The sequence below is a fragment of the Dorea sp. D27 genome, from assembly GCF_001185345.1.
Lineage (GTDB): Bacteria > Bacillota > Clostridia > Lachnospirales > Lachnospiraceae > Extibacter.
On record NZ_KQ236746.1, the window covers coordinates 162,423 to 185,658 of the forward strand.

Sequence of the window (23,236 nt, forward strand, 5' to 3'; positions counted from 1 at the left end):
AGAATGGAGGAACAGTGGATTTCTGTTATCGATGATGAAGATACAAGTCTATGGACAATAGAAGTTGATGGTTTTTTTAAATCGAACGTGGAGAAACAAATGACTGCGGATGAAATGACACAAGATGCAATCGATTCTGTGTTTATTAATGCTGCTCGCATTCTCGGTCATTGTCCAAATCCTCACAATGACGAAGAAGTGGCAAAGACTGGAATTGTAATTGGCAAGGTACAAAGTGGTAAAACTTTAAATTTTATCTCTGTTCTAGCATTAGCGTTTGATAACGGCTATGATATTGCTATTGTATTAGGGGGGAACAAATTACAATTATTAAAGCAGAATGCTTCTCGTATTAACTCAGCTTTTAATGTCGATTCCGAACGACTAACAGTATTAAAAACAAATAGTAATAAGTCTTTGATAAATCCATCAAGTATAAAAGACTTCATAGAAAATGGGAGGAAAGTAATAATTGTTGGTTTAAAGCATGATAAGCACATAAGTCAAATTGCGGAGATATTTAATAACGAATTTCTTTCGAGTTTACCAGTATTGGTTGTAGATGATGAAGGCGATCAAGCCACTTTAAATACTCGTGCATTTAAAAACTCTATGAGTACAACATATAATTCGGTTTTAGATTTGAAAGCAAAGTTAAAGCGTCATTGTTTTCTATCTGTTACAGCCACCCCACAAGCTAATATTTTAATTGAAGCATTTGACAAATTGTCTCCTGATTTTGGGGAATTAGTATATCCAGGAGAGGGGTACTGTGGTCTTGAAGCATTTCATGGCGAGAATTGTGACAAATATATCTATGAGATACCAACAACTGAAGGAAGCCTTCTGGAAGATAAGGGGGTTCCTGAATCAGTTTATAAAGCAATAGCGATGTTTTTTGTTGGAAATGCCATTAGATATAGCCGAGGAGATATGGGGAAGCATGCTATGCTTATTCATCCAAGTCAGAAAAAGTATGATCATCGTATTGTATTAAATAAAATTCAAGGAATTATTGATAATTGGAAGTCTAAGGCTAAAACAAAGATTTCTGGCAGAAATGATATTTCATATTTGACCCTTAGAAAATATCTTGTTTTGGCATACGAATCCTTTATAAATGATGGAATTGTCTGTGTACCGTTTGAAGAATTAGAAAATACGGTACTTAATAGAATTAAGCTATGTTCGCCTGTACATATTTGCAATAGTGATGAGAATGCGACTGATAATTCCAAATTATATAAAACAAATATCTTTGTTGGCGGGAACCTCGTTGAACGAGGCATAACTATCAAAGGGCTTGCTGTAACATATATTACTAGAAGAGCCAAGGGTAAAAGTAATGTTGATAACACAGAACAAAGGGCACGGTGGTTTGGCTATAAAGCTGGATATTTAGATGTATGTAGAGTGTTTACTACAAAAGATATTAAAGACGATTTTTCCAGCATACTGGAACATGATGATGATATGTGGGCATCAATAGAGCGTGCACAGGAGAGAGGTATTCCTTTTAAAGATATGCCACGGATATTTTTATTAGCACGTACAGCCTTTTTGGAGATGACACGTAAGAATGTTGCTAAGACTGCGAACTATGCTTTATCAGAATGGAAAGCACAGAGATATTTTGTCATGGATAGAACTATAGCAAATCAAAATACTCATGTATTGCTAAAGTTTAGAGAAAAGTATAATCAGTTAATTGATGTCGAGAGATATAATAAAGTCCAAGTACATGCAATAATTAGGAATATAAAATACCAGTTAGTTTATACTGAATTATTGGCTAACCTGTCATATCTTAACAAAGAAATTCTTGATGGACGATATTTTGCTGTTTTAAATGAGGCACTTAACAAATTAAATCTGAGCCCTCTAGTAGATATTTATTGGGTCCGTGATATAGAGCATTCTACTCGAAAAATTAATGATGATGGATCAATACAACAATTATTTCAAGGACGCAACCCTAATATTTCTAGTCCATCGTATTATGAAGGGGATCGTAGTTTAGTAGATAAAGAACCGGATCATATACAGTTACAAATTCATTATGTAAAACCAACAAACTTAGAGGGAATTGATTTTTATTCCCCAGCGTTGGCAATATATATTCCTGAAAGCTGTTCACAAGAGTTATCAAAAATGGTGGTGAGATTGAATGGATTGTAATACGATATTTAGTAGAATAAAAAATAAAGTAGAAATAACTCAACCTTACGAGGTATTCTTAGTGGATGATGGGAAATGTTTTTTCGGAAAAGATAGGGATAATTATACTGTGTTTATGATAACCTCCACATCTAATAAAATGCCACCTGCATGCCAGGAAACTCGTTCATTGCGATTTGCGTTTAATAAAAAATGTACATTTCAATGTAATGAAGAAAAAGAGACAAAAATTATGCATGTACTTACGTGCAAAGAAAAAGATGAGGATAAACTGCTTGCATTTATTCGACTAACGAAAGCTTTTGCAATTAACGGAAATGAAAATGATCAATATTACTTAGCAAAGTTATTCTCTTCTCTATCAGCGTTATTTGATAAGAGAAAGGATGTTTCGGAAAAAGAATTGCAAGGTTTATATGCAGAGTTATATATTATACTTCATTTTAATAAAAATGGCTGTGATATATCTCGTTTTTGGCAAACAAAGAATATGATGAGATTTGATTTTACTATAGGCGATAAAAAGAGAATGGAAATAAAATCAACTACTAATCGTAGCAGAACACACCATTTTAATCATGACCAATTGCTGAGTGAACTTTATGATATTCGTATTGTATCTGTTATGCTTCGTAAGTGTGATGGAGGAATATCTTTAGGTGAGCTAATTGATAAAATGAGAGATATCTTTGCTGATAATTACGCTCTGCAGATTCACATTGAATCACAAATTGCGTATATAGAAAGAGAAGTTTTAGATGGAATGAAATATGATCATATATTTCTTAATGATAATCTTAGATTTTATAATGCAATTTCAATACCTCATTTTAATGAAAAAACTCCGGATGGGGTTTTTAATGCTGAATATGATTGTAATCTTGATACAAGTCCGACTTTGCAAGAAGTTGACATAATAAGATGGATTCAAGAGGGTGATATTTAAGATTGATTTTGTTGCTTTAATATAAAGCATTGCTATTGATATAAAAATTTGAAATATCATAGCATTGGCAGCTTAATAAGAATGGAAATATTTGTAAACTTAGGGTAGGGTAAAACCTTACAGATTACTATATGTGTCTAAATTTTTATAAAGGAGTATATAGGTATTATGCGTGTCTTTTCATATGAAGAATTGGAAGAAGCTCCGCTTATAATAGATGCTATATATAAAGGGGGATCCGAGGGTAATGTAAAAGATGATCCGCTAACTAAGTTGTTGCCTAGAACATCTAATCAAGGCGGTTTCAGGATTACTCATAGAGTAGACGATATGACTAAGCCTGCTTATGTTGTAATTTATACATCGTTTATGGAGCTTGAATGGCCGGATTTTTTGGATGCGGAAAAGGGTGTGTTTCGTTATTATGGAGATAATAGAAAGCCAGGGAGAGGGTTACATGAGACATGGAAAAAAGGTAATCTTCTTTTAAAGACGGTGTTTACCTGGTTAAACGAGAATGGTGATAGTTTAAAAGAAATACCTCCATTCTTAATTTTCAAGAAAGCAGGAGAAGGTAGAGATGTGCAATTTCTTGGTTTAGCAGCTCCGGGTAACAATAATCTCCCGCCAGACAGAGAGCTTATTGCATTTTGGAGAACAAATAAACAACAGCGATTCCAGAATTATGAAGCTTATTTTACAATATTAGATTCGGGTGATGAAGAGATATCTAAAGAATGGTTAAATACTTTGGTTTTTGAGCATGAGAAGAACATTAACTATGCGCCAAGGTGCTGGAGATATTTCGTTGAAATGGGAAGGCTTGGTGCAAAGGCATTAAAGGCACCAAAAGTCACGATGATTCGTAATAAAGTAGAACAAATCCCAAGTACGGAAGAGGGAAGAAAATTAGTACAGATAATACATAAATATTATGTGGACAATCCTTATGGTTTTGAGAAATGTGCATTATCAATTATTTGCTTAATGGATAAAAACTTTGTCGACTTTGATTTGACTAGACCGTGGCGAGATGGTGGTAGAGATGCGTTAGGAAAGTATCGGATTGGCTTAGAGAGTAACTACTTACATGTTGAATGTGCGCTTGAAGCAAAATGTTATGCGTTAAATAATTCTGTGGGTGTAAGGCAAATGTCTAGGTTGATATCAAGAATAAAGTATCGACAATTTGGAATTATGGTTACAACAAGTTATGTTCATGAACAGGCATATAAAGAGGTTATTGAAGATGAACATCCTATTTTAATAATATCAGGAAAAGACATTGCGGATATTTTAAGAAACAATGGAATTGATTGTCAAACAGTAGGTGAATGGCTCAAGTCTATTTGCTAATCTTTAGTTAATTTGACATTAGATAATTAACTTTATTGATAGTGAGTCGTATTAAAAGCATATTTGTTTTTTAGGGGGTATTCTGATTATTACGCCATGTAGTATAAAAAATACCTTTCCCCGCATGTGGAAACCGCCGTGCTTCTCGTGCGGAGACCTTGATTCCAGGCGGGTTTGCGGGATTATTTGGAGAAAATGGTGTTGTGTTTTAACAGAAGGTGAGATGGATAAGTTTCCATAGAGGCAAGGTGGGGGAAATATTTCGATAGGGTTTTGTTACATGGTTTTCGGAAAATAGATACCATGGGGCAAAACCCTTATTTTTTGGCAAAACGTATACTATATAGCCAAAGTCCCACTTATGACGACAATGTTTTCCCTTATGGCAATGGACTGTTCGATTAAAATATAGTAAACTAAAGTCAGTGACAAAATGGATTTTGGAGGGGATTGTTATGATAATAAAAGGCTTTCCGTTAATCAAATTTCAAAGTGCAAAGCGAATTGAGGACTTACAAAATGGTCTTATTTATATGAACTCGTTAGAATGGTACCGTAAGCACGAGAGTGAAAATGGTGATATTGTAGTGGGGGATTCGTTTGAAGCAAAATTTCATAATTAATGAAGCAAAATTTAAATTACTTGATACGGGTGAAGAAATTGATATTAATGATGAACTCATAACAACTAGCGTATCAAATGATTATGCGTATTGCATGTTTGGTATTAATCCATACAGTAATAGCTTTAGTTTTATAAATGAACAAAAAGAAATTATAGAAAATTTTGGAGATACTGCTCTGTTAATATTAGACAAAGATGAATTTATCAATAGAATTCAAACTGAAGCATTAAAAAAAACTTAATGTTTAAAAGGGTTTTGTTCGATATTATGAGGAAAAAGAAGATTCAGTAAATTTGATTTTGTCTTTACTTTCTGGAATGCATAATATTGCTTTTTGGAAACGAAAAAAGTACATTTATCAGCAGGAGTATAGATTTTTGATTCATGCTCAAAGCTATGAAAGTGAACATTTGGAATTGAATATTGGAGATATACGTGATATTTCAAGGGTTTTTAAAACATCAGAGATATTAAACGCCAGAGTTGTTAAAATTGAAGAAAAGGTATAATTAATGATATTATTCTTATAACAGTATATTGAAGGAAGGATGAACCATGGAAAAGCAATTTTATGAACAGATTAAAAGAATTCTTTTAGAAGCCAGAAACAAAGTATATCAAACAGCAAACTTTGCAATGGTGGAAGCGTACTGGAATATAGGTAAAAGTATCGTGGAACAGCAGGATGGTTATGAAAAAGCAGAATATGGGAGTAGATTAATAGCAGAATTATCCAAACAAATGACTGTAGATTTTGGTAAAGGTTTCACACCGACTAACCTTAAATATATGAGACAGTTTTATCTGACATTTCCAAATAGTCACGCACTGCGTGACGAATTGAGTTGGACACATTATCGCCTGCTCATGCGCGTGGAAAATGAAAATGCCCGTGAATTCTATACAGAAGAAGCAATAAAATCGAATTGGAGCACACGGCAGTTGGAACGGCAAATTAATTCTTTCTTTTATGAAAGGCTGCTATCCAGTCAAAATAAAGAAAAGGTTTCAGAAGAAATCCAGAAATTGGAGCCTGCAAAAGTTCCAGAGGATATTATACGCGATCCATATGTATTAGAGTTTCTGGGATTAAGTCCGAATGATGCTTTTTATGAGAGCGGCCTTGAAGAAGCGTTGATAACTTATTTGCAGAAATTCCTCTTAGAGTTGGGGCGAGGGTTTTCTTTTGTTGCCAGACAAAAGCGAATTACATTTGACGGACGCCATTTTCGAATAGATCTTGTCTTTTATAATTACATTTTGAAATGCTTTGTATTAATTGATTTAAAAATTGGGGATTTGACACATCAGGATTTAGGTCAGATGCAGATGTATGTACATTACTACGAACGTGAGTTGATGAATGAGGGAGATAATCCACCGATAGGAATTGTTCTTTGTGCGGACAAAAGTGAATCTATAGTAAAGTATACCTTACCAGAAAATGAAACGCAGATTTTTGCGTCAAAGTATAAGCTATATCTGCCAAGCGAAGAGGAGCTGTTACAGGAATTGCAAAAAGAGTACAGGGCATTGGAATATGATAAAGAAAAATTAAAATAACTTTACATAAAGAAAGTGTAATTTGGGAGGGAAGGGGTAAATTTATTCATAAAGGGGTGATTTTCGTTCAAAAGGGGTAAGAGGGGTAAAATTAACGAAGAAATTTACCCTACCATTAGGTAATGAAATACTTTTGCTATGTAGTATAAAACTTCTGTCCCACCGCATGTGGAAACAGTGGCGTTGCTTGCGCGGAAACCTTGATTCTAGGCGGGGCTGCGGGGTTTTTAGCGGGAAATGGAGTTGTGTTTTTAAAGGAATAGAGATGGATAAGTTTCTGTAGATAGGGGGACGGGGATAACGCTGGATGGTTTGAAAATGAGGTGGTGTCGGGAAAAAGAAAGAATCCGAAAACCCGGGGAGTATCCCAAAGATTGTGTAAACCTCCAAACTGATGTAAGATAAAATTACTCAGTTTGGAGGTTTTATTTATGGCAAGAAAAAAAGATTCACCACAAAAGGCTGCACTTAGAGAAATGATGAGCTGCTACATGAAAGACAATGGAGTCAAAATCAAGGATGGTACCGATGCAAACTCCATCATGCGTGACATGATGTCCGTCATCCTGGAGGGTGCCCTGGATGAAGAGTTAGAGGAAGAACTTGGGTACAGCAAGTATGATTACCGCAATAAGGATACAGATAACAGCAGAAACGGACACTCCCAGAAAACCATGCATACCAGTTATGGAGATATAGAGCTGGATATCCCAAGAGACCGAAAAGGCGAGTTTGAACCACAGGTCGTTAAGAAGTATCAGAACACGATCACACAGGACATGGAAGAAAAAATCATCTCCATGTATGCCAAAGGCATGACCACGGGAGATATTGAAAGCCATATGCGTGAGCTGTATGGCATTGATATCTCTGACAGTACAGTCAGCCGAATCACGGATAAGGTCCTCCCAATCGTAAAGGAATGGCAGGAACGGCCTTTGGAAGATGTTTACGCGGTTGTATATATGGATGCCATCCATTTTCATGTGAGAAACGAGGGGCGTATTGTGAAACGTGCTGTCTACATAGCGCTTGGAATCGATATGGAAGGAAGGAAAGACGTACTGGGAATGTATGTGGGGCAAAACGAGAGCGCTAAGTTCTGGCTGTCCATCCTGAACGGATTGAAGAACCGTGGCGTTGAAGATATCCTGATTGCCTGCGTGGACGGTCTGACCGGTTTCCCCCAAGCGATAGAAGCCGTTTTCCCTCAGACGGAAATCCAGCAATGCATCATCCACCAGATACGAAACACCACCCGGTTTGTATCCTACAAAGAGATTAAGACGCTGATGGCCGATTTAAAGCGGGTATATGCTGCACCGACAGAAGAAGCCTCATTGGTGGAACTGGAGGGTTTTGATGAGAGATGGAGTGGGAGATACCCTAAAATCGCGAAATCCTGGCGGGATAACTGGGCCAACCTATCCACCTACTTTAAATACCCGGAAGCCGTCCGTCGTCTAATATATACAACCAATGCCATAGAAGGATTCAACCGCCAGCTCCGGAAGGTGACAAAGTCAAAGAGCGTGTTCCCATCCGATGACAGTCTGCTGAAAATGTTGTATCTTGCAATGATGGATATCACAAAAAAATGGACGGGGCACCGTCAGGATTGGGGGCAGATTCATTCCCAGCTAGAGATATATTTTGAAGAACGCTTATCCTGATTAAAAGCTGAAATGGGCTGCCAAAGACAGTTCTGCTTGACATGCCCCAAAACAGCATTATAATACAAGCAAAGGACAAAACCCGAAAAAACTGGCTTTGCCCTTTGGTAACTAATGACATGTCTTATGTCAGTTTTTGCATTTACACAAAACTTGAAACGGTCTCATATTAGATTATCAATAATTAATTTCAGGCGTTTTTTCCTTTATTTCTTTAAATTTAATATTTTGCTTTTCTAAATCTTCTATTTCTTTTCTCAAGTTAGATTTAATAATAGGCTTCTCATCATACATTCATTATCTTCTAAACTATTAGCAAATAATTTTAAATTATAATTTAAAACTTTTTTATATGGTAACGTGGAATTGCCCATTTATATAAATACCTGTCGCGACGCCTGAATCATTTGTCCGTAATTCTGAAAGTCAATTATCTCTTTTGTACCATCAATAATACAATCTACATATTCACCAAAGGCATCTAACTTGGTATTATTAGAGGGAAGAATCATCAGAAACAGCTGCGTTGATATAGGAAAAAAATAAAACTATTGTTATCAGTAATATAATTATCTTCAATTTTATATGATTTTAGTTTTTCATTATATAGAACAACTGGATTATCACTTGTAAAAATTTTTTTATCATTAAGCTTAGATCTAATTAAAATCCAGTTTCTATCCATTAATATTTGGTGAGAAAGATTTAATGTAATTTCATGGTTTGCTAATTCAAGATATTGATTTTTAGCAAATGCCTCTAACCCTGTTTTAGAAATATAGGTTTCTCCTGTTCGCTCCTTTAACAAATCCAACTTTTCTTTTATATTTTTTAAAATAAGGGGAATCTTAGGACTAAAAGAATTATAACTATGCCTTCTCCACTTTTCTGTTCGAAAGAGTTGTGTAATAATAATTATTGACATCTTGTTTTTAACTTCATCCACTAAAATTTTCTCCGTAGATTTTAACTTAGTACTTTTATTTATAATTTTCTCAAATGTTTCTGGCAAACTATTTTCTATATTCATAGAATAAAACTCTTCCCAAATCAGCTCATTGTTTCTTAAATAATCTCGATAAAAATCTCTCTTAACAGCTAAATCTTTGGGAGATGCATAATATTCACAAATTTTCAATTTATCAAATACCTTAATTTTACCACTATCACTAACAAAATATTTTAAATAGCACTGGGGAACAATATGATGTCTTCTCGGTATATTATTCACTTATATCTCCTTAATTACAAATATTAAACTATTCTTCTCTATAAATAAATCTGATTTCACGTATATTTTTTCCACCAATGTTATCAACTAATTAATCATCAGTCATTAAAAGTCCTTCTTTTTCGTAAAATTTTCTGGCTCTCAGGTTTTCTTCTAGATTACACAAAAAAATATATACCTTTAAATACATATATCCAACTTTTAATCATTTATCCTGCTGATTATTATTTTGTCATAAATAGGCGTAATATACCGGACCTCCGGAACTTCCTATATTTTCTCTAAGTGGGTTTACTACACTTAAGGTAAACCGTTCATAATAAGAGTAGTATTTGGAATGTGAAAGACATGGCCGACCATGATTTTGCTACATAGTATAGGTTATTTTCCAAGTGAAGAAGAGCATTCTTAGGAAATATAAAGGGCTATGAGGCACTGGAATATGACAATGAAAAATCAAAATGACTTTGTTTAAAGAAAGAGTTATTTTTATGGGAGGGGTATTAAAAGGGGTAAATTTATTCATAAAGGGGTCATTTTTGTTCAAAAGAGGTATGAGAAGTGAAATTGACGAAGAAATATACCCAACCATTCTGTAATGAATATGCTTTTGCCATGTAGTATAAAATGTCCGTCCCACCATATGCCGAGACAGTAATCCTTTTGTCCAAACTAAGGTCGGTCCATTCCATTGAAGCTAAAAATGAGCTGGATTTAACAACTGCGGATAGTAAAGCGACCCATGAAGAGATTAAGTAGTATGTGTTTGATAATACGGGGCTTAAGGTATTACGATATTATGAAGCACAGGTTAAGAGCGAGTATGGTTTAAATGTAAGTATGTAACATAAACTGACAAAGAATCCGGTGATACTGGAGAACAGTGTTCTTGTATGACCGGATTTTTTCTTGGAAACATCTTGATGGACAAGCAGGCATATCATAGAGTGATATAATCGCAGCTGTTGAATTTATCTGCTCAAACATCTCATGATAATTCTAACCGGAATTATGCAGAAAAGCATGTTGTTGCAGATAAAAAACGTATCAAGCTTAAATCATAAAAAAGCAAGTCAGAAAATATGGCTGTGACATAGGTGCCGGGTTTTTGGCAAAGCCGCTTTCTAATAATTGCTGCCTGCGGCGCTGATCTGCTCTGCCAGTTCAAGTTCCTGTTCAAACAGGCCGGCGAAAAGGCGGCATGATTCATCGAAGACGGCTCTGCTTTGTCTGGTGAGCGCGGCTTTATAAAATCCATTTTTAACTGCCATCCATTCCTCATAGAATGGATGTGAGAAAAACAGGGGGGCCCTTTTTGCGGCTTTGTACTGACCTGACAAGAAATGTCTGTATAGATGACGTCCGGCCAGCATAGTGTCAACATATTTTGCAGGAAGCAAAGTCCTCTTTTCTTCCCCCTTCATCCAGACAGCGGCCTGTTCAAGAAAATGTCGTAAGGTTCCGGGATGGAATCTCAGCACTTCCTGTGACTGCGTGTAGAGTGGGTCAAGTGTGCTATCTATAGTGAGGGCGCAGGTATGACACGTCTTGACAGTGATAAGGGCAAAAGCATTGGGAATCAGATCTTGCGTAGCCAGTCTTTGGCAGCTTAACCCGTACGTCGGATCGAAACATTCGTGCTGCTCTGCCCTTCCTTTTTGAACGATAAAGTAATGTGGCCCGTGGAGAAGCTGATGGAGCGGACTCCATGGAATGAAGCAGGCATCCATGCCAATGATGGCATAGTCCCCGGCAGGAGTGTCAGCCCACTTCATCTCACGCACCGCCTCTTCCGTAAGGGGTGCGTCTAACTCCATACCCATGGATTCCAGCGTTTCTTGTATCTTCCGGGAGAGAAATACGTCGCAGATCGGGTCGTAACGCAGATGACCTTCTGCCCAGAGTTTCGAAAAGGCGGCAGTATAGTCAAGTCCGAAAGCGTTGGCTAAGGTAATCATACAATCATGGTAGCAGTTAAGTCCCTGAAAGTGGATAAGCTTCACTTCGATGCCCCCTCCTGGGCACGCCTGTTCTTCCCGGTCGCTGTTTTATCCAGCTTATCAACGAACCGGATATTGTGGGGGCGCTTATAATCTGCAAGATGCCCCGCACACCAGTCGTGGATGGAGGTAAGCGGTGCCCCGGCTGTTGCCGGGACTATGTCGGCGCAGACACAGTCGGTGCCCGGCACATCAGTTCTGCCGTATACCGTGCAGTCCTTCACGAGGGGACAGGCCTGCAGACATGTTTCTACCTCCTCAGGAAATACATTAAATCCCCGTACAAGCAGCATATTCTTCTTTCGGCCGCAGATATACAGATACCTGTCGTTGTCAAAGTAACCGATATCTCCTGTGTGAAGCCAGCCGTCTCTTAAGATTTCAGCGGTAGCTTTCTCATCCTTATAATAACCGAGCATCACATTGGGCCCCTGGACTATGATTTCTCCCGGCTGATTCGGCTCATCCGTCCTGCCGGTCTCTGTCTCGAGGCAGACTTTTACGCCAGGCAGCGGTACACCCACGGAACCTAGCTTATCCTCGGGAAGTCCCCGGAAAGGCTGGGCGATGAGGGGAGAGGCCTCGGTCATGCCGTAGCCTGACCAGAACCGTATGTGAGGGTAGGCGGCGGAGAGACGTTCGAATGTGCCGTCAGGGGCCTTGCTCCCCCAAACCCGAAATAACGCAGTGTGGTAATATCGTAGGGGATTGATCTCCCAAGAGTACGGTCCAGCAGTATGGCGGCAACTGTACCGCCGTCGTAATGGCTTATGCCCTGCTCCTGTGCAGCCTGAAAAAGGGCATCCAGCGAAAATCCTTCAGACATTGGATACATTGGGAAGCCACGCATAACACAGGCAAAGATGATGAGCAGCCCATATATTCCAAAAAAAGGAGTGCCAAGAGCGTACCGGGGCGAGGGATCCCGGTATTTTTCATACCCCATATGCCGGATATAGGCTGCTACGTTAAATGCCATGTTGGCTTCTGAGAGCTGAACCAGCTTAGGATGCCCTGTAGTGCCGGATGAAGCCAGCAGAAGCATGGGATCATAAGGATCGGCTTTTTGTATATCGGGCTGTTGCTGTGAAGACGATTGCACCGTATCCTCACATAAGATGACCGGGGCATATGGACAAGCCTTGACAGCGGCCTCGCACAGAGGGCGCATGGAGTGACAGGTAATTACCGCCCTTACCGGCGCGCGGCTGAGCAGGTGGGTGAGCTCTGCCAAGGTCAGGTGTATGCTCAGCGGGAAAGCCGTCCACCCGGCTTGAAGAACAGCGAAAAGCCCGGAGAGGAAATGGCTCCCATCGGGGAGAAGGACTGCTGCGGCCGGTTGACCGTCCGCCTGCGGCAAGGCGGCCTGCAGGGCCGATGCCCGACGTGCCAGATCCGCATATGAAACAGTGTCCTTTTCTCCCAGTACGGCAGGAAAATCTTGATTCCATCTCGCCTGTAATGCGTCTCTAATCATGTTCCGTTTCCTCCCTGATTTTCTTTTCCACTAAATTTATAAGCTGCCCGACAATGTGGCAGTCAGCCATTTCCGACAGCCCAATCGTAATATTATATTGTTCCTCTATATCCATCAGCAGGCTCACAAAAGAGAGAGAGTCCAGGTACAGATCTTCATACAGATCAGTTGTCTCCGTAATTGGTACCGAAATGACGGTTTCTTGGCTGATGAGTTCCATGATAGCTTTCGTTACAGACATGGTAGCCGCTCCTTTATTCATTGTGCAGGCAAGCCCCGTAAGATGGCCGGAGCCAAATCCGGGGCTTCTTACAGATTGTTACTCAATATATATGCCTCCACTAATCGAAGCAGTAATATATTGCTCTGTGGCAGAACCTGCTGCTATGATTCCAAAGATAATCGTAACAAGAGTTCCGGCTGACAGCGGAATATCCAATCCTGTCTGGCTGGCTCTGCGTATGGTATATTTAGGGATTTCTTCTCCTGCTACATAGGGCGGAAAATATACGATACTGTTTTGAAGCACCGTGAAGGCAAGTCTGTCGGCCGCCCCTACAGCGAGACACATAAATGGACGCAGGAGCACCCCTTCCTCCAGAAATAGTTCCTGGCGGTTTGCAAATACGCCATAAAAGTTACGTACCGTACCGTCATAAGGCATGACAAAGGAAGAAGGATATGAATCATTTGTATTAATGGTGATGACTCCCGAGGCCCATTCCCCAGTGTCCAGCCGTGAAAAATATCCGCCATCCCCTCCAAAGCCGGCGTAGGCAATCTGGGCCGGCGCACCTGTATTATCGGTACTAAGCGGAACCCCAGATGAATTTTGATTGGAGTAAGAAAATGGTATAGTCGCGGCAGTTGGTCCCGGCTCGCCCTGAGGTCCGGAAGGCCCCGGCTCGCCTTGAGGTCCGGAAGGCCCCGGCTCGCCCTGAGGTCCGGAAGGTCCCGGCTCGCCCTGCGGCCCGGAAGGTCCCGGCTCGCCCTGAGGTCCGGAAGGTCCCGGCTCGCCCTGAGGTCCGGAAGGTCCTGGTTCACCCTGAGGTCCGGCAGGCCCCGGTGCTCCGGGACAGCAAGGAGGGCAGCAGTCTGGCTGAGGTGGCCGGCAATTATTCTTACGGCCGCAGTTTGCTTCGCATTTATCTGGAATGTTGTCAGAATGTTCATTATAAAACATCGAAATACCTCCTCTTGGGAAGATAGGTTGGTGGTTACTCCCTATATAATTTATGCATTTAGTTCCGCAAGAGTGCTTGCTTGACTTCTTTTTCTGTCCGTACACGAACGCACCTGCTTTTTGGCCGGCGCATACATTATATGGAGATGACGCTGTGGTCATCTGTATAAATAAATGTCAAGATAGGAGATTATACGATGTATCAGAATAATCAATCAGATAGATATGGCAGCTGCTGCCCTCCGTGCTGCGAGGGCCCTCCGGGACCTGCCGGGCCTCAAGGGCCGAAGGGAGAACCGGGGAATCAAGGCCCCCGGGGGGAACAAGGGGAGCCCGGAACAGTTGTTTTAGGATATGGGTCTTTGAGAGGAAGCAGCATAGAGGTGCCGGGTTCGGCTTTTGGCAGTGTGCCATTCAGTACTCCCGGACCGTTATCCAGGGGTGTAACTGTAAGCCGGACCGGTAATGAACTGGTCGTAAACGAAAGCGGCATTTACCAGATAACAATTTCAATCAGCGCAGAAGCCACAACTTACCCGGATGCGGAACAGCCGTATCTGAATGCGGCTGCCATGGTCAATGGGCAGCCTGCATTTGGAGATATTTCTACTTTTTTTAAGATTATGAATAGAGGAAGTTCTTCATATGCCGTTCAGGCATACCTCAAAGCCGGTGATGAGGTGGGCGTCAATATCGGAACGGATTTTCCTGCATTAGGATATATGAACCGTTCTTTAACGCTGGTTCAGCTGAGCATGTAAAATATCCTTCGAGCCGGCGGCGGATGTTTCGACAAATCATGAGCTGTGCACACCAATGGACGTTGCTGTCATATGTATCATATGACAGCAAGCGGTGAAAAGTATTTAGAACAAGAGCCGTTTAAGCAATAATAAAAGAGATGAATGGCAAGGAATATTATCTCGTCACGGGAGGACATGGAATGCATCTGCAATATGCCTTATGCGTTCCATGTCCTCACGCGTTTACTTGTGCTGGTCCATGTATCCAACAAGGTCCGTGAGACTAAGCGGCCTGCTGTAGTAATACCCCTGATAGATGCGGCATCCGAGTTCCAGGAGCATATCCCGCTGCTTTGCCGTCTCTACGAACTCTGCGACCACACGCAGGTCCAGGCTGTGTGCCATCGAGATGATACCTGACAGGATATCTTTGGAGCGTTCATTGTCCGGGAGCTGGGATACAAGCTTGCCGTCCAGCTTCACCTCGTCAAAAATCCGTTCCTGCAGATACAGGATAGAATTATGTCCCATGCCGAAGTCATCGAGGCTGAAGCGGATTCCTCTGCTTTTCAGGCGTTCCATATCCTGAGTCAAGGAATCCGAGATGACCATCGCGGAGCGCTCCGTAATCTCCATTATGGGGTGGACATGCTCCAGTTCATAACCCTCAATGATATCAAGCAATTTATTGAAGAAGCCCTCCTCTTCCATCTGTTTTGAAGAGATGTTGACAGACAGATACAGGTCGTTCTTTAAATGAGGCTCCAGAAATCTGGCGTCACGGCAAGCCTGATGCAGAAGGTAGCGGCTCAGCTCCAGCAGGAACCCTCCCTCATAAGCAAGGGCGATCAGTACCGGGGGCGCGATGTATCCGGTGACCGGGTGCTTCCACCTCAAGAGCGCCTCAATGCCGTGCAGAGAGCCATCTGCCGATGTCTGAGGCTGATAGAACAGATCTATCTGCCCGCGGTGGAGCGCGTTGCTCAGATCCATGGCAAGTGTTTTGGCATAGGAGTAGTACGGGTATCTGTGATGGAGAAAATGCGGCAGGGTGCCGCTCTCCTCACCTGCGGCCATGTCCCGTTCCATACGGCGGACAATCTTTTGGAATGCCAGTGTTTCCTTTTGTTCACTCCGTTTGATAAAGGGGATATAGATCAGAACCCCAATCAGGAGGTTGACAAGCTGAAGTATGCTTCCCGCCACAGAACCGGTAGCCTTGTACCCGCTGAGCACGATTGGGACGGTCCATTCTACCGACTGTGTCACGACGGGTACAAGGCCTGCCTTGACAGCCAGCGTACTTGTAAAGGTTAATATGACAGGGGTCAGTATGAAGGGAATCATCATCGTAAAGTTAAATATAATCGGGAATCCAAACACAGCTATCTCGCTGATATTGAACAGCGCGGAAGGAAGCGCCACATAAGCAATCTTACGGTTATGGCTCTTTCTTGACTTGATGCACAAGGCAATGATAAAGCTCAGTGCACACCCGCAGCCACCCAGAAATACAAACGTGTCCAGGAATGTCTTGGAAAATAGTTCTGTCGGTGCATTGCCGGCCAGCATCAGTGACTGGTTGACAGAGATGTTCTGTTCAAATAATTTCTGGGACACGGCTTCCAGCGTGTTCGTACCGTGTATGCCGAAGAACCAGAGCACATGAGTCACAATGACATAGAGCAGAATCCCGGACAGGTTGCCACTCAGCTGGTCGAATATTTTCAGAAATATGTAGGATCCAAAGTTCGTTATGTTGCTGCTCCCCCATGCCGTTCGGAGTACATAGCCTACGATGCTGAACCCGACGATGATTACGATGACAGGCAGCAGACTTTGGATAGATATATTGAACAGATATTCCGCACCGGTGGCATGCAGCTTCCTGAGACGCCCGCCAAGCTTCAGCAGCCACTGGAAAAGCATACAGGACAGCAGCGTGATGCACATGGCGGTAAATACCCATTCTGCTTTAAACACATATTCATCATGTCCCTCTATCCCGCCGCAGAACGCAAGGTAAGAGCAGACGGATACGATAGGATACAGTATGAAAGTATCGGTCTTAGCCAGCAGCCCGTAGGAAAGGCTGATGGTAACGCTCAGCACAAGAGCCAGAGAGCCCAGGCTGACCGTATATAACGTTTCAAAAAGTACGGCTGCCGCGCCGCCCAGAAAGTGTTCAAGAAATGACTGATACGCGTCGCTTGGAAAATTTCTCAAAAGCAGGGAGAAAGATCCCATGATGAGAAACGGAATGGCCAGCGTGAGTCCATTCCGTATGGACTGTGCCGAGATTGAATTTCGAAACCGGGATATTGCGGTACTGAATGATTGCATAATATTACGTCCCCCTGCATGCCCCTGCGATACGCGTTGAAATTGACGGGCTGCATTTTTATGATGATTTGCTATGTAGATATACTGCCATTTTAGTTTATAACAAATTGACTTAATAAACAATATGGAAAAGATACTTGTCAGATATTTTTTTGCCAGAACTAGATTGTACGATACAATTGGAATATATTACCATCCATTCTTGTGGCAACGGATTTTATAGTATGGTAGAATTCCATTAAAGAACAGGAAATGAATATGACATGTAGTTGTCATATTACGCATGTTATGATGATAGAGAATGGATACAGACAGACGAATTACGTACAACTAGACTCAGTATGACAGAGGAGGAAGAGGCAATGAATTGGAACGAGCTATTTGACTCCGGTAATCAGCCGGATATGGAACAGATAGGGGACTATGTAGCGAGCAGCCTGTGGGATGATTTGTGCAGCCATCTGGAGCAGGAATACAAGACGGTGCCGAAGATTGAATACAGCCGCTGCTCTATGCAGCCGGGATGGAATGTGAAATATAAGAAAGGGGGCAGAGCCCTCTGCACGCTGTACCCCGCGGAGGGGTACTATACGTGTATGGTGAGCATAGGAAGCAGAGAGGCCGTGGAGGCAGAGATGCTGCTTGAGGCTTGTACGCGGTATGTAAAGGAGCTCTATCATAATGCGGGATGCCTCAACGGAAGCAGATGGCTGATGATTGACGTTACAGACGGCGACATACTGACGGATGTGATGGAGCTTATCGGAACCCGGGTACAGAAGAAGGCAGGGGTGGCAGGAAAAGCGGCCTTATGAGAAGGGATACCGTATCACTTCCTGCGAAAAGATAAAGACAGGCAACTGGGATTCTCTCCGCGGCCACGCTATGGAAAAGAGACGCTGACAGGCGTCTTTTTCATTGCCTTTTCATGTGGGGGTGGTATAATGATAGTGCTGGAAAAAAATTGCCACAGGCAGAAGTGGAAGGTGGAAGCAGTGAGTTGGAACATAGCGCCAGAATCGATATCATTAGTCATATTGACGATCATATGGGTGTATTCCCGTAAGGGCAGCCATATCCCCACACTGAAGAACAGAATGTTTCAGGGGTGCCTGATGGTTACGTTCAGTGCCATGCTGACGAATATAGTTTCCACGAGTATGATATACCACTATGAGGTCATCCCCCTGTGGATGACGTGGTTAGTAACCACTATATATTTTGTGCTTACTCCTCTGATGGGGCTTGTATATTTCCTATACAGCATATCGGTCATATATTCAGAAGAAGCGGCGAGAAATAAGATTATGGGCTTTGGCCTGATTCCGGGCGTGATATATTCGGTGCTGATACTGCTTAATCCATTTACAAAAAATATATTTGAAATAAATGCCTCGGAAGGCTATGTAAGAGGCAGCCTCATAGATGTTACATATGTAGTCTTTTATGCCTATTGCGTGGCAAGCATCGTGACTGTGCTCGTAAACAGAAAAAGAATTGAGTCTAAGATATACCGCATCTTATCGACGTTTCCGGTACTGGCAGTGCTGGTAATCATCGTACAGCAGTTTTTCCCCGATATCATCCTCTCTGGTTCGGCGGCTACGTGTGCCATGCTCATCATCTACCTTCACCTTCAGAACAAGCAGATATCCATGGATTATCTGACCAATGTGCCAAACCGGCAGGAACTTCTCAACATGCTCAGCCTTACGCTGCACAGGCACCCGGAGGCGCGGTTCACCCTTGTAGTCGTATCTCTCAGAGAATTCCGCCAGATCAATAGTGTATGCGGACAGCAGATTGGGGACGGATTTCTGAAGGCTGTCTGTCGGTTCCTCTGCGCTCTTGGGAAGGAAGGGAACGTATATCGTTTTAACGGGGATGAATTTGCAGTGCTCTTTACAGAAGAAAGTGATGCACTGATACATAAGTATGTAACAGACGTCAAGGAACGGATGGAACGGCCCTGGACGGTAGAGGATTATCAGTTCAGCCTGTCGGCGGCCATGGGTATCATACGGCACCAGGATCCAGAGGACACGCTGGAGCATATCATCAATGCGATTGAATATGCCGTGAATCAGGCCAAATCAGGGAAGGACGGCCAAGTCTGTTACTGTGATGAAGAAATGCTCCGGAAGCTGCGGAGGAGAGAGCAGCTCGTGCAGATATTGAAGGAGAAGGTGGCAGATAAAAGCTTCGAGATGTATTACCAGCCTATATATTCGGTAGAGACCGGAACTTTCAACTATGCAGAATCACTCATGCGGATGAACGATACCCCTATCGGTCCTGTATATCCGTCAGAGTTCATTCCGATTGCCGAAGAGACCGGTATGATAATTGATATCACATATATCGTTCTCGACAAAGTGTGCATGTTCATCAATGAGCTGATAGAGGAACATATACCGATAGAGGCAGTTCATGTCAACTTTCCGGCCGTCCAGTTTACGCAGCCGGATCTTGCGGGAAAGGTGCTGGAAATCATACGGAGGAATGGCACGCCTCCCGCTGCCATCAAGATAGAGTTTACGGAAAGTACATTGGCGGAGAAGCCGCAGGCTGTCATAGATTTTGCGGCTGAGATGAAAAAGCACAAAATAGAGATGGGGCTGGATGATTTCGGAACGGGGTATTCTAATTTTTCCATGGTAATCAATATTCCGTTCGGTACGATCAAATTAGATAAAAGCCTTGTATGGGCTATGATAGGCAACCGGAACTCCGCACTTGGCGTCAAGAATATCGTCCGTACATTCAAGGAGCTTGGGATGACTATCGTGGCTGAAGGGGTGGAGACAGAGGAGCAGAGACGGATGGTCGTGGATTCCCAGGTGGACCAGATTCAGGGCTTTTATTACGCCACACCTATGCCTGAGGAAGAAACCAAGGTATTCTTAAAAGGGAAATGCGGCCATTTTCAGAAGTAGCTGATATACGGCAGGGACGCAGACTTGATATGTGCGCCCTTGCTGTTTTTTGATGGATTCGCTATAGTAAAGCGTATGTAGGAAAGGCTGTTTATTTATGTGGCAAATAAGCCGCCCGCATGATAGAATAGGGTATAAACAGTATGAAAAAGGAGTTTTTTATGAAAGGTAGATTACATCGGGTTGTGAAAATATGCGGCAGGCTTATGCTCGGCCTGATTATATTGTCTGCTGCGGTTTTCGCACCTCATGATAAAGTACAGGCGGGTGAGACGGATCAAGGCCGTGTTCTGAAGGTCGGGGTTACTGACGCCCCTGGAATCACCGAGATTGATGAAAACGGCACAAGGCATGGCATCGTGGTGGATTATCTGAATGAGATAGCGAAGTATACCGGATGGGAATATGAATATATAGATACAGAAGGCGATGCTCTGGTAGAAGAGTTCCTGGAAGGGAAATATGACTTGATGGGCGGGGCTTATTACCAGGAAGGGCTGGAGGAGTACTTTGCATATCCTGACTACAATACGGGATACAACAAGTCTGTTCTCATGGCACGCCGGGATGATGACAGCATCCGGTCTTATGACTGGAAGAGTCTGGAAGGCAAGACTATCGGTATATATGACCGGGCCGTTGAAAACGTACGGCGGCTGAAAGTATTTCTGGATAGCAACGGAATCAACTGTACGCTAAAGGCGTACACGGTGGAACAGATGGAGGGAGGGAACCTGTATTCTTATCTGGAAAGCGGGGAAGTGGACATGCTTCTCGGCAATGCCGTAGGTGATTCGGGTGCGTTCCGTGTCGTTGCCGAGTTTGACTCACAGCCTCACTATATCGTCACCAGGCCGGACGAAACGGAGATACTTGACGGCCTTAATATGGCGATGGAAAAGATATTGGATTCTAACCCGCATTTTGCACAGGAGCGGTATGACGCCAACATTCAGGACAGCATTACCGCCAGCATAGCCCTTAATGAAGAGGAGAAAAGTTATATTGCGGAGAAAAAGACAGTGTCAGTAGCAGTGATGAAGGGCTGGCATCCTCTGTTCTGCGAGGGGTCGGATAAGGAACCTCACGACGGAATCATCTCGGATATGCTTGAGGAAGTTTCAGACTTCACTGGTCTGGAATTTACATACAAATTTGCAGACAGTTATGCGGAAGCGCTGAAGATGGTGCAGGATGGCGAGGCCGATCTGCTTGGGGCTTACCTCGGGACAGATGAGGAAGGCACGCAGCAGGAACTGGCGCTTACGAAACCATATGTAGATCTGAATGATATCATAGTAAGAAACAAATCAGTGAGCTATCCGTCGGAGGGGCTGACTGGCAGCGTGCTGAAAGGCCGGGAACTGCCGGCGGACATTAAAGCTTCAGAGGTGAAGTATTACAGAAGCGCGACAGAGGCGCTAAGAGCGGTGGACCGGGGGGATGCAGACTTCTATTACGGCGTGTCCGCCGTTATGGAGCAGGAAATCCAGAACCATCATTTTTCTAACGTAGTTCCGAACACCCTTATCAATGACAGGAATGACATCAGCTTTGCCATGGCAAGACCTGCGCAAGGGCAGCTTCTGACGATTATGAACAAAGCGATAAACAGCATGGGTGCGGAACAGAGAGATACGCTGGCCAACCAGAACATGATATCTACGGGCACGGGAAGCCTGTCGCCCGTCGAGATGATATATGCCAATCCGCTTCTGTTTATCGTAATCTGCGGTGGCGTGTTCTTTTTGATTGTGGTGCTGATTCTCGTGATGGCACGCTCGCGCGTACATTCGGCAAGGATGCAGAGCAGCCTCGCCAAGGCGGAGGAGCAGAACCGTGCCAAGGGCGAGTTCCTGTCCAGGATGAGCCATGAGATACGTACGCCTATGAATGCCATCGTAGGACTGAGCGACCTGACATGCATGCTGGACGATGTGCCGGAAAGCGTGAAGGAGAATCTGTCCAAGATACGTTCCTCTTCCCGTTACCTGCTCGGGCTTATCAGCGATATTCTGGATATGAGCAGAATCGAGCAGGGCATGATGACGGTAGACAGCGAACCATTTTATATGGATCAGGTGATGAATGAGATCGAGAGCATGATGACAGCAGAGGCCAGGAGGCAGAGACTGAAATTCCAGATGAATCTAAAGGTTGAGGATGAAAGGCTTTTGGGCGATGCGGTTCGCCTGAAGCAGGTCATGATGAACCTGATTTCCAATGCATTCAAGTTTACGTCAGCCGGGGGGCATATACAGGCAGACGTGACAGAGAAAGAAAGTTCCTCCGAAAAAGCTGTCTTTTTCTTCCAGGTCACCGATGATGGCATAGGAATCTCTGAGAAGGATCAGGAGCGCATCTTCGAGTCGTTTGAACAAGTCGGGACTAACTATACGAAGAGCCAGGGGACGGGGCTTGGACTTGCCATAAGCAGAAATATCGTAGAGCTTATGGGAGGGAAGCTGGAACTGAAAAGTGCACCGGGAAAAGGGAGCGTATTTTATTTTACTGTGGCATTTCCTGTTGACATGACAGAAAATACAGTCAGAAAAGACCAGCTGGAAGACATGCCGGAAGGTTATCTGAAGGATGTATGCATCCTTCTGGCGGAGGATAATGACCTGAATGCGGAGATTGCCATGGATCTGCTGGAGATGCAGGGTGCATCGGTACGCCGCGCACAGAATGGAAAGGAAGCGGTAGAGATATTTGAGAGCAGCAGTCCCGGGGAGTATAAAGCAGTTTTGATGGACATACAGATGCCGGTAATAGATGGACTGGAGGCATGCCGCATGATTCGAAGGATGGAGCGGAAGGATGCCGCCGATATTCCGATTATCGCGATGACGGCAAATACGTTCAAGGAGGATGTAGATCTGGCAACTGAGGCAGGAATGGACGGATTCGTGACGAAGCCCGTCGATGTGCAGTACCTGTACCAGATATTGCGTAAGGCTATCAGAAGATAGACTGTTTGG

17 protein-coding genes and 1 pseudogene are annotated in these 23,236 nt (G+C 43.0%); 11 read left to right on the forward strand and 7 right to left on the reverse strand.

From position 1 onward, the window contains the following. Nucleotides 1–3 precede the first annotated feature (3 nt). The 7 genes from HMPREF0980_RS14505 (at nucleotide 4) to HMPREF0980_RS14535 (ending at nucleotide 8,342) form a co-directional block, all read left to right on the forward strand. Nucleotides 4–2,178, forward strand: a complete 2,175-nt coding sequence (locus HMPREF0980_RS14505) for a Z1 domain-containing protein (RefSeq protein WP_049729820.1) — start codon at nucleotides 4–6, stop codon at nucleotides 2,176–2,178. Further along, nucleotides 2,168–3,124 carry a PD-(D/E)XK motif protein gene (locus HMPREF0980_RS14510; protein WP_049729821.1) on the forward strand — a complete coding sequence of 319 codons (957 nt, stop codon included), beginning with the start codon at nucleotides 2,168–2,170 and terminating at the stop codon, nucleotides 3,122–3,124. Before HMPREF0980_RS14505 ends, HMPREF0980_RS14510 begins: the two co-directional genes overlap by 11 nt. A gap of 168 nt (nucleotides 3,125–3,292) precedes the next feature. Beyond that, the gene (locus HMPREF0980_RS14515) at nucleotides 3,293–4,480 is read left to right on the forward strand and encodes a restriction endonuclease (protein ID WP_049729822.1); all 1,188 of its coding nucleotides are present in this window, start codon (nucleotides 3,293–3,295) and stop codon (nucleotides 4,478–4,480) included. Between the two features lie 600 nt (nucleotides 4,481–5,080). After that, a complete protein-coding gene (locus HMPREF0980_RS14520; RefSeq protein WP_049729823.1) occupies nucleotides 5,081–5,347 on the forward strand; it encodes a hypothetical protein in 267 nt (88 codons plus the stop codon). A 136-nt stretch (nucleotides 5,348–5,483) separates the two neighbouring features. After that, complete coding sequence (locus HMPREF0980_RS19625; RefSeq protein WP_255351361.1) at nucleotides 5,484–5,615, forward strand: hypothetical protein; 132 nt, start codon at nucleotides 5,484–5,486, stop codon at nucleotides 5,613–5,615. A gap of 46 nt (nucleotides 5,616–5,661) precedes the next feature. Beyond that, nucleotides 5,662–6,669 carry a PDDEXK nuclease domain-containing protein gene (locus HMPREF0980_RS14530; RefSeq protein ID WP_049729825.1) on the forward strand — a complete coding sequence of 336 codons (1,008 nt, stop codon included), beginning with the start codon at nucleotides 5,662–5,664 and terminating at the stop codon, nucleotides 6,667–6,669. Between the two features lie 476 nt (nucleotides 6,670–7,145). Further along, the gene (locus HMPREF0980_RS14535; RefSeq protein ID WP_198146308.1) at nucleotides 7,146–8,342 is read left to right on the forward strand and encodes an IS256 family transposase; all 1,197 of its coding nucleotides are present in this window, start codon (nucleotides 7,146–7,148) and stop codon (nucleotides 8,340–8,342) included. Between the two features lie 511 nt (nucleotides 8,343–8,853). Here the strand turns inward: HMPREF0980_RS14535 and HMPREF0980_RS14540 are convergent. The 6 genes and pseudogenes from HMPREF0980_RS14540 to HMPREF0980_RS14565 all read right to left on the reverse strand — a co-directional run bounded on the left by HMPREF0980_RS14540 (nucleotide 8,854) and on the right by HMPREF0980_RS14565 (nucleotide 14,233). Beyond that, nucleotides 8,854–9,573, reverse strand: coding sequence for a DUF4238 domain-containing protein (locus tag HMPREF0980_RS14540; RefSeq protein ID WP_049729827.1), 720 nt, complete (start codon nucleotides 9,571–9,573; stop codon nucleotides 8,854–8,856). A gap of 1,124 nt (nucleotides 9,574–10,697) precedes the next feature. Beyond that, complete coding sequence (locus HMPREF0980_RS14545) at nucleotides 10,698–11,576, reverse strand: hypothetical protein (RefSeq protein WP_049729828.1); 879 nt, start codon at nucleotides 11,574–11,576, stop codon at nucleotides 10,698–10,700. Beyond that, the gene (locus HMPREF0980_RS14550; RefSeq protein WP_442855436.1) at nucleotides 11,573–11,992 is read right to left on the reverse strand and encodes a class I adenylate-forming enzyme family protein; all 420 of its coding nucleotides are present in this window, start codon (nucleotides 11,990–11,992) and stop codon (nucleotides 11,573–11,575) included. The genes HMPREF0980_RS14545 and HMPREF0980_RS14550 overlap by 4 nt, the downstream gene beginning before the upstream one ends. A gap of 45 nt (nucleotides 11,993–12,037) precedes the next feature. Next, a pseudogene (locus tag HMPREF0980_RS14555) lies at nucleotides 12,038–13,050 on the reverse strand (class I adenylate-forming enzyme family protein); the annotation flags it as partial. Further along, nucleotides 13,043–13,291 carry an acyl carrier protein gene (locus tag HMPREF0980_RS14560; RefSeq protein ID WP_049729831.1) on the reverse strand — a complete coding sequence of 83 codons (249 nt, stop codon included), beginning with the start codon at nucleotides 13,289–13,291 and terminating at the stop codon, nucleotides 13,043–13,045. The pseudogene HMPREF0980_RS14555 and the gene HMPREF0980_RS14560, both read right to left, overlap by 8 nt. Nucleotides 13,292–13,369: 78 nt before the next feature. After that, the gene (locus HMPREF0980_RS14565) at nucleotides 13,370–14,233 is read right to left on the reverse strand and encodes a hypothetical protein (RefSeq protein ID WP_049729832.1); all 864 of its coding nucleotides are present in this window, start codon (nucleotides 14,231–14,233) and stop codon (nucleotides 13,370–13,372) included. 362 nt (nucleotides 14,234–14,595) lie between these two features. Between HMPREF0980_RS14565 and HMPREF0980_RS14570 the strand changes: the two genes are divergently transcribed. Beyond that, complete coding sequence (locus HMPREF0980_RS14570) at nucleotides 14,596–14,994, forward strand: hypothetical protein (protein ID WP_049729833.1); 399 nt, start codon at nucleotides 14,596–14,598, stop codon at nucleotides 14,992–14,994. Nucleotides 14,995–15,219: 225 nt separating this feature from the next. On the opposite strand, the gene HMPREF0980_RS14575 is transcribed toward HMPREF0980_RS14570, so the two are convergent. Then, nucleotides 15,220–17,319 (reverse strand): PTS sugar transporter subunit IIC/EAL domain-containing protein, encoded by a 2,100-nt coding sequence (locus HMPREF0980_RS14575; RefSeq protein ID WP_049729834.1) that lies wholly within the window; start codon nucleotides 17,317–17,319, stop codon nucleotides 15,220–15,222. Nucleotides 17,320–17,681: 362 nt separating this feature from the next. On the opposite strand from HMPREF0980_RS14575, the gene HMPREF0980_RS14580 reads away from it, so the two are divergent. The 3 genes from HMPREF0980_RS14580 to HMPREF0980_RS14590 all read left to right on the forward strand — a co-directional run bounded on the left by HMPREF0980_RS14580 (nucleotide 17,682) and on the right by HMPREF0980_RS14590 (nucleotide 23,227). Further along, nucleotides 17,682–18,134, forward strand: coding sequence for a DUF3788 domain-containing protein (locus tag HMPREF0980_RS14580; RefSeq protein WP_049729835.1), 453 nt, complete (start codon nucleotides 17,682–17,684; stop codon nucleotides 18,132–18,134). Nucleotides 18,135–18,263: 129 nt separating this feature from the next. After that, complete coding sequence (locus tag HMPREF0980_RS14585; RefSeq protein ID WP_198146291.1) at nucleotides 18,264–20,255, forward strand: GGDEF domain-containing phosphodiesterase; 1,992 nt, start codon at nucleotides 18,264–18,266, stop codon at nucleotides 20,253–20,255. 161 nt (nucleotides 20,256–20,416) lie between these two features. After that, the gene (locus HMPREF0980_RS14590; RefSeq protein ID WP_049729836.1) at nucleotides 20,417–23,227 is read left to right on the forward strand and encodes an ATP-binding protein; all 2,811 of its coding nucleotides are present in this window, start codon (nucleotides 20,417–20,419) and stop codon (nucleotides 23,225–23,227) included. The last annotated feature ends 9 nt before the right edge of the window (nucleotides 23,228–23,236 follow it).

Bases quoted from the DNA above. Each gene is read 5' to 3' on its own strand.
- HMPREF0980_RS14505 (WP_049729820.1), top strand. From the start codon at position 4: ATGGAGGAACAGTGGATTTCTGTTATCGATGATGAAGATACAAGTCTA.
- HMPREF0980_RS14510 (WP_049729821.1), top strand. From the start codon at position 2,168: ATGGATTGTAATACGATATTTAGTAGAATAAAAAATAAAGTAGAAATA.
- HMPREF0980_RS14515 (WP_049729822.1), top strand. From the start codon at position 3,293: ATGCGTGTCTTTTCATATGAAGAATTGGAAGAAGCTCCGCTTATAATA.
- HMPREF0980_RS14530 (WP_049729825.1), top strand. From the start codon at position 5,662: ATGGAAAAGCAATTTTATGAACAGATTAAAAGAATTCTTTTAGAAGCC.
- HMPREF0980_RS14535 (WP_198146308.1), top strand. From the start codon at position 7,146: ATGATGAGCTGCTACATGAAAGACAATGGAGTCAAAATCAAGGATGGT.
- HMPREF0980_RS14550 (WP_442855436.1), bottom strand. From the start codon at position 11,992: ATGCTCGGTTATTATAAGGATGAGAAAGCTACCGCTGAAATCTTAAGA.
- HMPREF0980_RS14560 (WP_049729831.1), bottom strand. From the start codon at position 13,291: ATGTCTGTAACGAAAGCTATCATGGAACTCATCAGCCAAGAAACCGTC.
- HMPREF0980_RS14565 (WP_049729832.1), bottom strand. From the start codon at position 14,233: ATGTTTTATAATGAACATTCTGACAACATTCCAGATAAATGCGAAGCA.
- HMPREF0980_RS14575 (WP_049729834.1), bottom strand. From the start codon at position 17,319: ATGCAATCATTCAGTACCGCAATATCCCGGTTTCGAAATTCAATCTCG.
- HMPREF0980_RS14580 (WP_049729835.1), top strand. From the start codon at position 17,682: ATGAATTGGAACGAGCTATTTGACTCCGGTAATCAGCCGGATATGGAA.
- HMPREF0980_RS14585 (WP_198146291.1), top strand. From the start codon at position 18,264: ATGATAGTGCTGGAAAAAAATTGCCACAGGCAGAAGTGGAAGGTGGAA.
- HMPREF0980_RS14590 (WP_049729836.1), top strand. From the start codon at position 20,417: ATGAAAGGTAGATTACATCGGGTTGTGAAAATATGCGGCAGGCTTATG.